Below are 14,353 nucleotides of genomic sequence, written 5' to 3'. Positions count from 1 at the left end.
CGTGAAAGGGAAATCAAATTATGGAAAAGCCGGGTTAAGATAATACAGTTGATCAATTCAGCTGGTTTAGAGCACTCCGACTAACAGTCGGAGGGGTCCGCGGTTCGAACCCGTGTGCTCCCACAAAGTAACCCCGTAAAATTTTCGGGGTTATTTTTTTATGTATAAGACCTATATCCTTTATTCAGCCTCCTGCGACCGGTTTTATATCGGTTACACCGGTGATGATCTTTTGGAGAGAATCAGGCGTCACAACAGCCATCACAAAGGATTCACGGGAGCGGCTGTGGATTGGGCTTTGCGTTATTACGAGGTATTTCCCGACAAGGCATCTGCTATGCGCCGTGAAAGGGAAATCAAATTATGGAAAAGCCGGGTTAAGATAATACAGTTGATCAATTCAGCTGGTTTAGAGCACTCCGACTAACAGTCGGAGGGGTCCGCGGTTCGAACCCGTGTGCTCCCACAAAATAACCCCGTAAAATTTTCGGGGTTATTTTTTTTATTCTTCTTAAAAATCTTCAGGAACAAGGATCAATGGATCAATCGGTTCAATCTCAAAACAGCCAGCCGCAGATTCGCAGATTACTGGCACCTGGATCTGCGAATCTGCAGCTGAAAATATTTGCAGACACCCGATGGCGTCTACATCTCCAGTTCTGTCCGGATAAAATCCTTTACGCCTTTTTCGCCGGTTATATCCAATAAGATCTTGTCGTCGTTTGTAACGGCCATCGTAAAGTTGGAAAAGCCACAGCAGGCACGTTCGGATTTTATGAAAGCGGCAATCGTTTCGAGCATGTCATCCGTAGCGGTAAAATGGTAACGAAAGCCATTGTCGAGTTCGGTTTTCGACAGGACCTGTTTTTTCAGCACGGCAATGACCTCCGCCTTTCTTTTCTGCAGTTCCGGCGTGGTGAGTTTACAGCTGAAAAATTGGGCACCCGATCTGTCTGCGTTTTCGGTTGATACGGATGAATCTTTCATAATCTCTTTTTTTGCAACCTCCCGCTCATTGGTTGAACTGGAACATCCCTTAATACAAAGAAATGCTCCGATAATCAGCAAAATGGGTTTCATTAATGATCTATTTTTGTAAAAGTAAACCATGGAGTATAGTCCATCGTTTGCGCCTTTCATCATAAAAACAGAAAAAATGCAAATTGGGGAACTGTCCAGGTTATCGGGTTTTCGCGGGACACGATTCGGTTCTACGAAAAAAGCGGGCTCTTTAAGCTTGGGAGAAAAGACCGGCGCATCAACAATTACAAAGACTATCCCGACAGCATATTGACCAAATTGCTGATCCTGAAAAAACTGAAGAGCTTTGGCTTTACACTGAACGAATCATCAGATTTTATAGCGATGATCGAAGAAAGACAGGCATCCTGCTGTAAAGTCTCTGCTAAAATCAGCGGGAAGATCGCGGTTATCGATGATAAGATCAGAGAATTGCAACAGGTCAGGCGTATGCTGGCAAATGGCGTGGCGCTTTGCCTGAATGGGCGTGCGCCTTCCATTGACGGAAATTGTGAAATGCTGGTTCCCTAAATACAAAGACAGTCTTAGCATTCATTAATCCCGATTTTTGTGCCCTGATCGGCAATTGCCAATCGTCATTCCTCAATCATTTCCTATGCCGCTGTACGCACTCGACGAACATCTCTGGTTTCCCCCGGTTTCGGAGGCTTTGGAAGATGGCCTGCTGGCCATGGGCGGCGATCTCAGCACCGGGCGATTGTTACTGGCTTACCGTAAAGGCATTTTTCCCTGGTACGATGGTGATACGCCGTTGTGGTGGAGCCCGGATCCAAGGTTTGTCTTATTCCCCGATGAATTGAAGATCAGTAAAAGCATGTCCGTGATCATCAGAAAACAACAGTTCCGTTTCCGGACAGACACTGCATTTGCTTCTGTTATTCATGCCTGCAAAATAGTTCCCCGCGCGGACCAGGAGGGTACCTGGATCACCGATGAAGTGGAAGCGGCTTACAACCGTCTGCACCAGCTTGGCTATGCCCACAGCGCCGAAGCCTGGCTGGGTGATCAGCTGGTGGGGGGGCTGTACGGCATCCGCATGGGCGAATTTTTCTTTGGCGAAAGCATGTTCAGCACCCGGAGCAATGCCAGCAAATTCGCTTTCATATGTTATGCACAGCAGTTACGCAGCGAGGGCATAAGGCTGATCGATTGCCAGGTATACACACCCCATCTCGAAAGCCTGGGCGCGCGGATGATCCCGAGAGCGGCGTTTATCGGGGAACTGGAAAAAAGATTGAAATAGGGAGATAGGTAAGTCAGACTGCCCGGTATTGATCAGAATGTTCCTTCCAGTCTGGCGATCTTTCCGTTGCCGCCGGCAAGGAACACGGCTTTGCCTTTTTTGGCTTTCTGGCATACATGGAATCCTTCTTTTGAGAGCAATGTCCAGCTGTCGCCGCCATCCCCAGACAGGTCTACGCCCGAGGTGCCGCAGGTCAGCAGTTTTTTGCGGGATAAATAGACCACGGATGAACGGTATCCATGCGGATCCGATTTTGGTTTTCGTATTGTCAGTTTCGCATGGTCACCGATGTCGAACAGCACACAGTTATCGGTGCTGATGGTATCTTTTGCAAAATCACCGCCTACCACGATACCGTAACGCGCTCTGTAAACCGCTACCGAATTGGCGCCGGTTGATTCCCCGCCCTGCACGATGGGTAAAGGGCTCCAGTCTGCAAACAGGATACGCGAGCTCCTGCCGCCGGATACGATAATGGGATGGTTGCCTATCATAACAAGGTTGCTGCCGCTGGAGGCAAAAAATGCTTCTCCCTCCTGCAGCGTGGTTTTTCCCATGGACACTTTTTTCCAGGTACTGCCATTGTCATGTGTGATCACCTGGTACGGGGTATTCGTTCCTTCCAGCGGGTCGCCGATCGCGATGCCCAGACCGCTGCCCGGGGTGAATGCCATGGCATCAAGAAAAACACCTTTGGCATGGTCTTCAAACACTTTTTCCCAGTTCTTTCCGCCATCCACCGTTTTCAGGATCACTGCGGGTTCTGCAATACCCATGATCACAGCCGTATCCGCATCAAATGCTTCGATATCCCTGAAATCCCTTTTCTCATAACCCGGCACCGTGATCCATTCCCAGTTAGCGCCCCCGTCAACAGACCGTACCACCGTACCGCTGCTGCCGCTTGCCCATATGATCTTATCACTTACCACACTCAACCCCCGGAAACTGACAGGTTTACCCGATTGCAGCATATGGATACCCGGCTGCGCTACCAGAGCAGAAGCAATCAACAGCAAGGAAAAAAGAAACAGGCATTTTAGCCCGGACGATGTTTTCATGTTCTAAATATATGAAAACTGCCGAGGAGGAAGGAAGAGATGAACAGATGAACAAGGAACAGATGATCGGATTTGCGATTGAGAAAATTCCTATCCGATCAATTGCTCATCTGTTCCTTGTTCATCTGTTCATCTGTTCCCTTCCGCTGTTCAATATAGCAATCCGTCCCCGATCATGTCTTTCCATTCGCCGATGCGTGTCAGCTTTTGTGTCTGGGCGATGAATGGAGCGAGGGGGAGATCGAACAATGCTTCGCTGCCGGGTATGCCCAGCAATTTATCCAGGTGCCCCTTTCCTTCAGGGTTTACGAGTGTGGGATAGGTTGCCCAGCGAAAATGCCGGGGATATAGATCTCTGATCAGTTTCACCAGCAGCATGCCTGTAAACACCGGCTGAAAATAAGCGGGCTCTCTTACCTGCAGCCGTATGCCATGGCATAGCTGTCCTGCATACTTTGCTTCTCCGGGTGTATAGCTGACGGGTCTTACCTGTACCTCTTCCAGTACCGGCGCGGCGATATCGGCCAGCAATCGACCCTCTATCCATGGCGCGGCGGCAGAGGTGAATGACCAGGATGTACTCCGTCCTTCGCATACATTGGTGGCTTCCAGCAGGCAGAGACCGGGATACAGCAGCATGCTTTGAAAATCCTGTATGGCAGGAGAGGTGGGAACAAACGGTATTTTCCAGTCGGGCCAGAACATAGTCCTTTCCCAGCCGCTGCAACGTATCACCTCCAGTTCGCAGCCGATATGGCGGGAGCTGTTGAAATAAACAGCCAGTTCGCCAAGTGTGCAGCTGTGCCGAACAGGCAGCGGCCATCGGCCGATAAAAGAAGTCTGCGATACATCCAGCATCGGCCCTTCCGCCAGTTCGAAACGCCCTGATACGGGGTTGGGGCGATCGAGCAGCACAAGCCGTTTGCCCTGCGCTGCGCAGGCCTCCAGCAGGCAGCTCATCGTCCAGAGATAGGTGTAAAAACGCGCGCCGGTATCGGGTATATCAAACAAAACAATATCTATATCCGAAAGATCCTCTGCCGAAGGCTGCAGTTTTGCGCTGTACAAACTGGTGACCGGCAACCCTGTCAATGCATCGGTCCCATCGCTCATCAGCTGCCCGTCGGCACCCGATGCCGATAGCCCATGCTCGGGAGAAAAAAGTTTTACCAGGTTAAAACCGTTATCCTGCAACGCCTTTCTCGAGGGAACCAGCTGGTTCGTTGTGGCGGCTTCATTGGTAAGTAAAGCCAGTCGTTTTGTCTTCCAGTAAGGAGAGGAAAGAATGAGGTTATCTATACCGAAGTAAACCATCGGAAAAAATTAAGCATTAACGAATTGACGGATGATGCATGGACAGATCGGGCCCTGCGAAATAACGTAATCCGCTACTTCACAAATTTCATGCTTTTTTTCAGCGTTTCCACAACATTGAAAATGATCGGACATCTGCCGTAATGCATAAAAACCGTGAACAGCCTGCCAGTAAAACCCGGTATATGCAGTGCAGGAAACTCCCGGCAGCCTGCAAAGCGGTGTTCGTATACAGTGCATTTGTTGGCGGATAAAAAATGACAGGGTATGCGGTTCATGATCATCATGCCATTACTGCCTTTTTCGAGATAACAGGCGTCAAACTCGTGGCGGGACTGGTTCAGCTGCCCCGACAACCTATCGGCTTCTTCATCGCTTACCACGATCATCAGGCTTTTGCAGCAGTTGCCGCATGCTGTGCAGTCGATCTTGGGGCTGATCTGCGTATCCAGTTCCAAGACCATCGCATCTACCATTGCGGCATCCTGTGCTTTCAGGAATGCCGTAAAACCCTGGTTTTCCAAAGTTTTTTCATCGGCCAGGGCCAAGATCCTGTCCAGGTCTGTTTCGATATCTGTCTCCCTCTGATTGATCGGGCAAAGATACTGGTTATTGGTGTATAAGGCTGGCAACCCGTTGTTTTTGGGGATCGGCCCCGAATTATAAAAACAATAGCTGTCAAAAACCGGCAGACCGTTTACCACGCTGTCCGGGCGCGGTTTTTCACATAATTATCCACATTTAACCTCATTTTGTAGAAAAGTAAAGCACCGGTCAGCAACCGGGGTGGTTAGATTTGCGGATTATGGCAGAAGTGAAGAATACGTTTGAGTATACGGAAGACTCGATCCGGTCGCTCGACTGGAAAGAGCATATCCGTCTGCGCCCCGGCATGTACATCGGTAAGCTGGGCGATGGATCGGCCTCGGATGATGGTATTTATGTATTGATCAAGGAAGTCATCGACAACTGTATCGATGAATACACCATGGGCTATGGGAAACAGGTGGATATCGCCATTGAAGGAAAAACGGTGACCATCCGCGATTACGGTCGCGGAATACCCCTGGGAAAAGTGGTGGATGTGGTGAGCAAGATCAACACCGGCGCCAAATACGACAGCAAGGCCTTCCAGAAAAGCGTGGGTTTGAACGGTGTGGGTACCAAGGCGGTGAACGCATTGAGCCAGTTTTTTAAAGTAACGGCTTTCCGCGACGGCAAAGAAAAAACAGCCGAATTTGCCAAAGGTGAACTGGTAAAGGAACACCGGGAAGCGAAGACGGAAGAACCGAACGGCACGCTCGTGGAGTTTACGCCCGATGACTCAGTGTTCCGCAATTTTCATTACATACACGAATACCTCGATAACCAGCTCTGGAATTATTGTTACCTGAACGCAGGACTGTCGATGTATTTCAACGGGAAAAAATACATCAGCAAGAACGGTCTGCTCGATTTATTGCAGCGCAAGACCAATCCCGATGAGCTGCGTTACCCGATCATTCATCTCCGCGGAGACGATATAGAAGTGGCCCTGTCGCACAACAACGATTATGGCGAGGATATTTTCTCATTTGTGAACGGACAGTATACCACGCAGGGCGGTACTCACCAGCAGGCTTTCCGCGAAGCCTATGTAAAAGTGATCCGCGATTTTTTTAAGAAAGATTATGATGCATCGGATATACGCACCAGTATCGTGGCGGCGATATCGGTAAGGGTGCAGGAGCCGGTGTTTGAGAGCCAGACAAAAACCAAGCTCGGATCGCTCAATGTGTACGAGGGCGGGCCAAGCATGAAGAATTTTGTGCTGGATTTCCTGTCGAAAGAACTGGATAATTTCCTTCACCGCAACCCTTCGGTCGCGGATGCATTGAAAAAGCGCATCGAACAGAGTGAACGTGAGCGCAAGGAGCTGGCCGGCATCAAGAAACTGGCCAATGAACGCGCCAAGAAAGCCAACCTGCACAATAAAAAACTGCGCGACTGCCGTGTGCACCTCAATGATGAGCCGCCGGCGAAGAACCGCAATGAGTTCATCGAACAGCAGAACAATTCCACCATCTTTATCACCGAGGGCGACAGCGCCAGCGGCAGCATCACCAAATCGAGGAATGTAGACAGCCAGGCGGTATTCAGTCTGCGCGGTAAGCCCCTGAACAGTTATGGACTTACCAAGAAAGTGGTATACGAAAACGAAGAATTCAACCTGCTGCAGCATGCGCTGAACATCGAGGATGGTCTTGAAGGACTGCGGTACAACAATATCGTGATCGCCACCGATGCCGATGTGGATGGTATGCATATCCGGTTGCTGCTGATGACTTTTTTCCTTCAGTTCTTCCCCGACCTGGTGAAGAAAGGACATGTGCATATACTCGAAACACCGCTGTTCCGGGTGCGCAACAAGCAGGAGACGATCTATTGCTATGATGAGCCAGAGAAAAAAGCGGCCGTTGCAAAACTGGGAGGCAGGCCGGAGATTACAAGGTTCAAGGGTTTGGGTGAGATATCGCCTGATGAATTCAGCCGCTTTATCGGCCGCGATATGCGTTTGCAGCCCGTGATCCTCGAACAGGGAGACCATATCCAGCAATTGCTGGAATACTATATGGGAAAGAATACGATGGAAAGACAGGAGTTCATCATCAATAACCTGAAAGTGGAACTGGACCTGGTGGAAGCGAATAATTGACATCAGACAAGGGATCCGTTGGTTGTTATGTGTTTTGGTGCCCGAACTTTTTAACTAAGCTTTCCGATTTATTTATGCTTAATCACTGATTATATATGGTTCATATTGTATTTGAACAGGCCAATGTTTCCGCGCTGGAAAAAGCCATCGAACTGGATGAGACGATGCAGGGGGATATTGTTGAGATAAAAGACGATTTTGCCGTAGGGCCGCTGGCAGATATTTACGGAACAGAAGGCTACCAGCAGCGCCGCGACTGGTGGAAGCAGTTACTCGAATTCTCGCCGTATACCGACCAGATCGATATCGTGGACGATAAGCTTGCGGTTCATAACCTGCTGAAACGCCTGGATGAAAACCCGGACGAAAAACTGTGGATATGGATGGGACAGAACGTGCACGATGTATGCGGTTATTACTGGCTGATGACGCAGTTAAAGGACTACCAGGGCAGGGTGGAGGTATTGTACCTGAACAACCTTCCTTTTATCAATGAAAAAGGGAGTATTTTTTATCCCACCAGCCTGTACGAGATACAGCCAAAAGAATTCCTGAAAGCCAAAAAACTGGCGCGGCCTGTTACCCTGAGCGAGTTTGAAGTGGATCCCGACGAATGGAAAAAATTATGCCAGGAGAATGCCATGGTGCGTTTTCTCGAAGGCGGGAAAAAGGTCGTTGGGAAAGAAACGGGTTTTTATGATAAAGACATCTTATCACAGGCAGCTGCCGAACCGCAGAAGCTGGGTAAGCTGCTGATGAATATCTTCAATAAAATGAAGGTGAAAACAGGAGATGTGTTCCTGGTATGGCGTATGCGCGAGCTGGCGGCCGCGAACAAACTGGAAACAGGCGGCGACTGGAACAAGGGCTGGAAGGAGATCACGGTGAAACTGGCCGGCCTGGGTGCCGTGTCCGAAACAACAGAACAACCGGCTGCCTGATGATACAAATAACCGGCATACACCATGTGGCGATCCTGACGGATAACGGGCTGTACGCGGCAAGCAAGCAGTTTTATACATCGGTGCTGGGTTTTACGGTGATCTGCGAGACTTTCCGGGAAGAACGGAATTCTTATAAGCTGGATCTGGCCCTCAACGGCATTTACCAGCTGGAACTGTTTTCTTTTCCCGATTACCGTGAAAGGGCTTCCTATCCAGAAGCAAAGGGTTTGCGGCATCTTGCTTTTGCGGTTGCCGATATCAGAAAAGGATATGAGTGGCTGCGGCAGAACAAAGTGCGTGTGGAAGCCGTGAGAACGGATGAACTGACCGGGAAACAGTTTGTATTTTTTTACGATCCCAACGGGCAACCGCTGGAATTATACGAAGCATAACCATGATAGAGATCATTCCGATAGCGAAAATAGGAGAGGACGAACGGGGCGTCACACACTATTTCAATACCGACAGAACCGGTGAATTCATCTTAGGCTACCGTAAAGCGGGGAGTGTGAGCGCCAGGCATTACCACAAGGGAATCTCGGCCTATAAAAATCCCGAGCGCGTGATACTGATGAAAGGCGAGGCAACGGTGAACTGGTTTGATATCAACGGCGAGGCAAGCGGCAGCGATAAAATTATAGCGCCCGCAATGCTGGTGGTATACCCATACACCTGGCACGAAGTGATTGCCGATACGGATTTTGTGATGTTTGAACTGAACGCGCTGAACGATGGAAAAATAGACACTTTCCAGCTCGACCGGCCCGCTGACAAAAGCTGATAGCAGCAGGTTGTTTAATTTTGATTTTTGAATTTTGACTTTTCAATGGCTAAGGAAAAACAGGAGAACAGGGTATTTGAGAATGAAACAGGTGTTCAGGGACAGTATAAGAACTGGTTCCTTGACTATGCCTCCTATGTGATACTGGAACGGGCCGTTCCGGCAATAGAAGACGGTCTGAAACCCGTGCAACGGCGCATTTTGCATGCAATGAAGGAAATGGATGACGGGCGTTTCAACAAAGTCGCGAATATCATCGGGCAAAGCATGCAGTACCACCCGCATGGGGATGCCAGCATCGGCGATGCCCTGGTGAATATGGGACAGAAAGACCTGCTGATCGAAACCCAGGGTAACTGGGGCGATGTGCGCACAGGTGATGAGGCTGCCGCATCGAGGTATATAGAAGCGCGTCTTTCCAAATTTGCGCTGGAAGTGGCGTTCAATGGCAAAACCACCGAATGGCAGCTCAGCTACGATGGTCGCAAGAACGAACCGCTTACATTGCCCATGAAGTTCCCTTTATTGCTGGCGCAGGGTGCGGATGGTATTGCGGTGGGTTTGTCGACCAAGATATTACCGCATAATTTCTGCGAACTGATAGAGGCTTCGATCAAGGCGCTGCGCGGAAGAAAATTTGATCTGTATCCCGATTTTCAGACAGTGGGTATGATCGATGTGGCCAATTACAACGAAGGCAGGCGCGGCGGAAAGGTTCGTGTACGCTCGCGCGTGGAGGAGCTGGATAAAAAAACGCTGGTGATCCGTGATGTTCCCTACGGCGTAACCACTACGCAGCTGATGGAAAGCATTACCAAGGCCAACGACCAGGGTAAGATCAAAATCAAAAAAGTAACCGATGTCACAGCTGCGAATGTGGAAATACAGATCGACCTGGCACCGGGCATTTCTCCCGATATCACCATCGACGCTTTATACGCATTCACCGATTGCGAGATCAGCATCTCGCCCAACGCCTGCGTGATCGTTGAAGACAAACCCCGGTTTCTCAGTGTACGCGAATTGCTGGTTGCATCGGCGGAAACGACAAAGGAACTGCTGAGGAAAGAACTGGAGATCAGGCTGGCGGAACTGGAAGACAAATGGCATTACACTTCCCTCGAAAAAATATTCTTTGAGGAAAAAATCTATAAGGAACTCGAACAGAAACATGCTACCTGGGATGCCGTGATTGCCGCGATCGATAAGGCCTTCACACCGTTCAAGAAAAAACTGAAACGCGAGATACAGCGGGAGGATATCCTGAAACTGACCGAAAAGCCGGTGCGCCGTATCTATCGTCTCGATATCAATGAACTTATCGATCAGATACGTGGTATTGAAGAAGACATCAAACAGGTAAAATTTGACCTTGAACACCTGACCGATTTCGCCGTTGCCTATTTCGAGAACCTGCTGAAAAAATACGGCAAAGGCCGCGAGCGTAAAACGGAGATCAGGGAATTTGACACCATACAGGTAAAGCATGTGGCGATCGCCAACACAAAACTGTACATTAACCGTGCAGAAGGTTTTATCGGAACCAGTCTGAAAAAAGACGAACTGCTCGGCGAATGTTCCGATTACGACGATATCATTGCCTTTACAAGGGCCGGTACCATGAAAGTGGTGAAGGTGGCAGACAAGGTATTCATCGGCAAAGACATCCTGCATGCCGCCGTATTCGAGAAGAACGATGAGCGCACCACTTATAACATGATCTACCTCGATGGAAAATCGGGCGTAAGTTATGCGAAGCGTTTTAACGTCACCGGCATCACCCGCGACAAGGAATACGACCTGACCAGGGGATCCGACAAATCCAAAACGCATTATTTCAGCGCCAACCTCAACGGCGAGGCCGAGACGGTGAAGATCATTCTCAGTCCCAACAGCACGGCGCGTAACAAGGAATTTGATTTTTATTTCGAGGAGATCGAGATCAAGGGGCGTGGCAGCATGGGTAACCAGGTAACCAAGTATCCGGTAAAGACGGTAAAATTCAAAGAGGCGGGCAGGAGCACGCTGGCGGGCCGGAAGCTATGGTTCGACGATAAGTTCGGCAGGCTGAACACAGAGGAGAAAGGCCGGTACCTCGGCAGTTTTGAAGACGAGAAAATACTGGTATTCTATACAGACGGCAGCTACGAAATCACGGATACCGAACTTACCCAGAGGTTCGATCCGGAAAAGATCTCGCTGGTTGAAAAATTCGATCCGGCAAAAATCATCAGCGCTGTATACCTTGATAACGACAAGGGTCAGTACAATATCAAACGTTTCAGGATAGAGACCACGACCCTGAAGACACAGTTCTCCTTTATCAAAGAAGGAGAGGGCAACCGGCTTGAAGCGGTTACCACCGATGAAGAACCGATACTGGCGGTGCAGACAGGAAGAGGCCAGCAGGTGCGCAAGGCCAAATTCAAAGTGGCCAAAATGGTGGAAGTAATGGGCTGGAAGGCCGTGGGCGCCAAACTCACCGAATACAGCAAATCCATCGAAATGGAATGGGAACGGAAACCCCAGGAAGAAAATGCACAGGCAGAACTTTTTGAATAATCAACAGACGGATATTGGATAACGAATAAGGAAGGGGCATCCGGATATAGATTTGCTGCGTATATAGTAAACGATCTTGGTTTCGATAATCCGGTATTGCCTGCCTGCCCGTTGGCAAACAGGTTCATTCGTTCGACAGTAAATTAATGGCAACAGAATACGCATTTATTACACGCTGGCAGTTAAAGGCGCCGGTTGACCAGGTCTGGCTGGCGATCTATGAGTCGCTTGAATGGCCGCTGTGGTGGAAGGGCGTGGTGGCCGTTACCGAACTGCAGAAAGGCGATGCAACAGGCGTTGGCAGTGTACGCAATTATACCTGGCGCAGCGTATTGCCTTACCGGCTTTCTTTTAACATGCGGCTCACGGAGATACACGACCACCGCTTCATGAAAGGAAAAGCGTTTGGCGAACTGGAAGGCGTGGGCGAATGGGCATTCGAAGAAAAAGAAGGGATCACTTTTGTACAGTATAACTGGACCGTAATCACCAACAAATCCTGGATGAACTGGTTCTCGTTTCTGCTGAAACCGGCTTTCAATTACAACCACGATGTGGTGATGCGATGGGGCGCGGAAGGACTTGCCCGCAAACTGAACGCCGAACTGATCAGTTATTAGACCAGCAACCCCGAATACTTCACCGGGCCTCTATGGCGATTTTGTGACAAGCTTGATGGTGGCCGTTTTACTAAGGTCGCTCGAGAGCAGGGTCTCATGCCGGTTTTTTCCGTCGTAAACAACCAATGCCGCCGTATTGGGCGGAATCATACCCAGGTTTTCCGCAACCATGCTCAGTTCGTTGTACGGTAAAGACGGATCGATCTCGATGCTGAGACGGATGGCGCGGTGATCGAGCTTCGATTTAGGCAATATCATCTTCCCATTCAGGAACAGTGAAACAGAATCATAATCGATCTGGCCGTTATCGTATATTTCTATACGCAGTTTTCTCTCCGTGATAACAATCTCTTTGGCAAACACCTTTTCGCGTCTGGTGAAGGCCTCGGTGGATAAACTTGCTTCCGATACGGGCTCACTGACCGGTTGGCTGGCTGTCAGACGGGGCACAGTATCCCCCGGCACTGCGATCTCTTCATCCGCCCGCACCCAGTTGGCGGTATCGTTCGATTTTTTCAGCCGGAAACCGATACTCGGAACCGTGTATTTATGATCGGCATCGGTTACCAGCAAACCATTCAGCACCGATTCTGTTTTGGACACCAGCAGATCAAAATTTCCCGACATGGAACAGTCGATACTGTTTTGCGCAGTGGGAGAGAGGTAATAGATCATTTTAAAAGGCTTCAGTCGCAGTTTGCGCGATACGGCGTCAAAACTGCCCTCTATATTCACCTTCACAAGGCTGTCCTTGAAATAATACTGGAAAGAACCGCTTACATTTTTTCCGCTTTGTTTCAACGTCAGCTCCGACAGGTAGTCCTGGTAGGTCTGCGAAACCTGCAGTCTGCCGATGCCATACCAATGTCCCCTCACATCCTGCGAAAAACCGCTATGCGCTCCGAGCCATACTGCCAGCGCCACCAAACCATACCTGAACCTGTTCATATCCCGCAAAATATCAAAACAGCTCCAGAGGGAACCGGAAAGTTGCTAACAGGGGAGTGAATAGTGAGAAGGCAGGCTTCTGCCGTTATGCCATCCTGCCGGAGTATGGCTTGTTCTTGCGCCCCGGTTCCCTACCTTTACATTTATGGCTGATGTGAACGTTGGACAATACAATACACTTAAGGTTGACCGTAAAGTGGATTTTGGGTTTTACCTGGACGACGGAAAGGAGGGTATCCTGCTGCCCAAACGTTTTGCGCCGCATGGCCTGAAAAAAGGCGATGAGATCGCGGTATTTGTTTACCACGATTCGGATAACCGCCTGGTGGCTACCACGCAAAAGCCGCTGGCTGTTGTGGGTGAGATCGTCATGCTGAAAGCCGTGTCCGTTACCAAAATGGGAGCATTCCTCGACTGGGGACTGATGAAAGACCTGTTCGTGGCCAAATCGCAGCAACTGGGCGGTATGCGCGAAGGGATGACCTACCTCGTAAAATTATACCTCGATGACATGACTGGACGGGTTGCGGCCACAGAAAAGATCGAGTCGCAACTCAGCAACGAGACGCTGACGGTTAAAGAAAAAGACATTGTTGAACTGCTGGTGTACCGGCAGTCGGAACTGGGTTGGGTGATGATCATTAACAACACGCACCTGGGACTGCTGCATAACAGCGAGGTATTCACAACCCTGCATGCCGGCGATAAACACACCGGTTTTGTAAAAGCGGTACTGCCGGGCAACAAGATCGATGTAGTGATCGGCAAGCCCGGTTTCCAGAAAGTGGAAGATGAATCGGATAAGGTGCTGCGCCTGCTGCGGGAGAACAACGGCTACCTGCCTTATCACGACAAATCGGATCCGCAGGAGATCTATGATTTTTTTGGCATGAGCAAGAAAACATTCAAAATGACAACCGGCACGCTCTACAAACAGCGTAAGATACAATTCACCCAAACCGGTATCAAACTCCTCGAAAATTAACCCCTGCCGCTTAGCAGTTAATTCGCGGATCAATGGATTACGGATTTGCGGATTGAATTCGCGGATTGTATCTCTGCGAAACCCTGCGCCTCCGCGCCTCTGCGGTGAACAATACCCCCTGCAAATACAGAAACCCCGATCCCATCAAATACTACGCAA

Annotated in this window: 15 protein-coding genes; 10 read left to right on the top strand and 5 right to left on the bottom strand. The window is 49.6% G+C overall.

The features are described from left to right. Positions 1–160 precede the first annotated feature (160 nt). Entirely contained in the window at positions 161–427 is a 267-nt protein-coding gene (locus GWC94_RS17095; RefSeq protein ID WP_161834440.1) for a GIY-YIG nuclease family protein, read from the top strand. Between the two features lie 218 nt (positions 428–645). Here GWC94_RS17095 and GWC94_RS07530 read toward each other — a convergent pair whose 3' ends face one another. Beyond that, positions 646–987: a hypothetical protein gene (locus tag GWC94_RS07530; protein WP_161834439.1), complete on the bottom strand. Its 342-nt coding sequence runs from the start codon at positions 985–987 to the stop codon at positions 646–648. A 135-nt stretch (positions 988–1,122) separates the two neighbouring features. On the opposite strand from GWC94_RS07530, the gene GWC94_RS07525 reads away from it, so the two are divergent. Further along, on the top strand, positions 1,123–1,551 hold the full coding sequence (locus GWC94_RS07525; protein ID WP_317163480.1) for a MerR family DNA-binding protein: 429 nt from the start codon (positions 1,123–1,125) through the stop codon (positions 1,549–1,551). 85 nt (positions 1,552–1,636) lie between these two features. Next, a complete protein-coding gene (gene aat, locus GWC94_RS07520; RefSeq protein WP_161834437.1) occupies positions 1,637–2,284 on the top strand; it encodes a leucyl/phenylalanyl-tRNA--protein transferase in 648 nt (215 codons plus the stop codon). 32 nt (positions 2,285–2,316) lie between these two features. Here the strand turns inward: aat and GWC94_RS07515 are convergent, their stop codons facing one another. The 3 genes from GWC94_RS07515 to GWC94_RS07505 form a co-directional block, all read right to left on the bottom strand. Further along, positions 2,317–3,345, bottom strand: a complete 1,029-nt coding sequence (locus GWC94_RS07515) for a WD40/YVTN/BNR-like repeat-containing protein (RefSeq protein ID WP_161834436.1) — start codon at positions 3,343–3,345, stop codon at positions 2,317–2,319. A gap of 150 nt (positions 3,346–3,495) precedes the next feature. Continuing rightward, a complete protein-coding gene (locus GWC94_RS07510) occupies positions 3,496–4,659 on the bottom strand; it encodes an exo-beta-N-acetylmuramidase NamZ family protein (protein ID WP_161834435.1) in 1,164 nt (387 codons plus the stop codon). A gap of 74 nt (positions 4,660–4,733) precedes the next feature. Further along, on the bottom strand, positions 4,734–5,291 hold the full coding sequence (locus GWC94_RS07505) for a YkgJ family cysteine cluster protein (RefSeq protein ID WP_161834434.1): 558 nt from the start codon (positions 5,289–5,291) through the stop codon (positions 4,734–4,736). A 173-nt stretch (positions 5,292–5,464) separates the two neighbouring features. Between GWC94_RS07505 and GWC94_RS07500 the strand changes: the two genes are divergently transcribed. From GWC94_RS07500 to GWC94_RS07475, 6 genes are all read left to right on the top strand, one after another. Beyond that, positions 5,465–7,354 (top strand): DNA topoisomerase IV subunit B, encoded by a 1,890-nt coding sequence (locus GWC94_RS07500; protein ID WP_161834433.1) that lies wholly within the window; start codon positions 5,465–5,467, stop codon positions 7,352–7,354. A 95-nt stretch (positions 7,355–7,449) separates the two neighbouring features. Further along, on the top strand, positions 7,450–8,295 hold the full coding sequence (locus tag GWC94_RS07495; protein ID WP_161834432.1) for a DUF1835 domain-containing protein: 846 nt from the start codon (positions 7,450–7,452) through the stop codon (positions 8,293–8,295). Next, positions 8,295–8,690, top strand: a complete 396-nt coding sequence (gene gloA2 / locus GWC94_RS07490) for an SMU1112c/YaeR family gloxylase I-like metalloprotein (protein ID WP_161834431.1) — start codon at positions 8,295–8,297, stop codon at positions 8,688–8,690. The genes GWC94_RS07495 and gloA2 overlap by 1 nt, the downstream gene beginning before the upstream one ends. A 2-nt stretch (positions 8,691–8,692) precedes the next feature. Further along, positions 8,693–9,079 (top strand): hypothetical protein, encoded by a 387-nt coding sequence (locus GWC94_RS07485; RefSeq protein WP_161834430.1) that lies wholly within the window; start codon positions 8,693–8,695, stop codon positions 9,077–9,079. 45 nt (positions 9,080–9,124) lie between these two features. Next, the gene (locus GWC94_RS07480) at positions 9,125–11,641 is read left to right on the top strand and encodes a DNA gyrase/topoisomerase IV subunit A (RefSeq protein WP_161834429.1); all 2,517 of its coding nucleotides are present in this window, start codon (positions 9,125–9,127) and stop codon (positions 11,639–11,641) included. 146 nt (positions 11,642–11,787) lie between these two features. Further along, a complete protein-coding gene (locus GWC94_RS07475) occupies positions 11,788–12,261 on the top strand; it encodes an SRPBCC family protein (RefSeq protein ID WP_161834428.1) in 474 nt (157 codons plus the stop codon). A gap of 30 nt (positions 12,262–12,291) precedes the next feature. On the opposite strand, the gene GWC94_RS07470 is transcribed toward GWC94_RS07475, so the two are convergent. Then, positions 12,292–13,209, bottom strand: coding sequence for a hypothetical protein (locus GWC94_RS07470; protein WP_161834427.1), 918 nt, complete (start codon positions 13,207–13,209; stop codon positions 12,292–12,294). 145 nt (positions 13,210–13,354) lie between these two features. Between GWC94_RS07470 and GWC94_RS07465 the strand changes: the two genes are divergently transcribed. Then, positions 13,355–14,194 (top strand): CvfB family protein, encoded by an 840-nt coding sequence (locus tag GWC94_RS07465; RefSeq protein WP_161834426.1) that lies wholly within the window; start codon positions 13,355–13,357, stop codon positions 14,192–14,194. Positions 14,195–14,353: the final 159 nt, after the last annotated feature.

Source organism: Sediminibacterium soli, from assembly GCF_009939225.1.
GTDB lineage: Bacteria > Bacteroidota > Bacteroidia > Chitinophagales > Chitinophagaceae > Sediminibacterium > Sediminibacterium soli.
Note: the sequence above shows the minus strand (reverse complement) of the source record. Positions and strands in the feature narration are given on the sequence as shown.

Bases quoted from the DNA above. Each gene is read 5' to 3' on its own strand.
- GWC94_RS17095 (WP_161834440.1), top strand. From the start codon at position 161: ATGTATAAGACCTATATCCTTTATTCAGCCTCCTGCGACCGGTTTTAT.
- GWC94_RS07530 (WP_161834439.1), bottom strand. From the start codon at position 987: ATGAAAGATTCATCCGTATCAACCGAAAACGCAGACAGATCGGGTGCC.
- aat (WP_161834437.1), top strand. From the start codon at position 1,637: ATGCCGCTGTACGCACTCGACGAACATCTCTGGTTTCCCCCGGTTTCG.
- GWC94_RS07515 (WP_161834436.1), bottom strand. From the start codon at position 3,345: ATGAAAACATCGTCCGGGCTAAAATGCCTGTTTCTTTTTTCCTTGCTG.
- GWC94_RS07510 (WP_161834435.1), bottom strand. From the start codon at position 4,659: ATGGTTTACTTCGGTATAGATAACCTCATTCTTTCCTCTCCTTACTGG.
- GWC94_RS07500 (WP_161834433.1), top strand. From the start codon at position 5,465: ATGGCAGAAGTGAAGAATACGTTTGAGTATACGGAAGACTCGATCCGG.
- GWC94_RS07495 (WP_161834432.1), top strand. From the start codon at position 7,450: ATGGTTCATATTGTATTTGAACAGGCCAATGTTTCCGCGCTGGAAAAA.
- gloA2 (WP_161834431.1), top strand. From the start codon at position 8,295: ATGATACAAATAACCGGCATACACCATGTGGCGATCCTGACGGATAAC.
- GWC94_RS07485 (WP_161834430.1), top strand. From the start codon at position 8,693: ATGATAGAGATCATTCCGATAGCGAAAATAGGAGAGGACGAACGGGGC.
- GWC94_RS07480 (WP_161834429.1), top strand. From the start codon at position 9,125: ATGGCTAAGGAAAAACAGGAGAACAGGGTATTTGAGAATGAAACAGGT.
- GWC94_RS07475 (WP_161834428.1), top strand. From the start codon at position 11,788: ATGGCAACAGAATACGCATTTATTACACGCTGGCAGTTAAAGGCGCCG.
- GWC94_RS07470 (WP_161834427.1), bottom strand. From the start codon at position 13,209: ATGAACAGGTTCAGGTATGGTTTGGTGGCGCTGGCAGTATGGCTCGGA.
- GWC94_RS07465 (WP_161834426.1), top strand. From the start codon at position 13,355: ATGGCTGATGTGAACGTTGGACAATACAATACACTTAAGGTTGACCGT.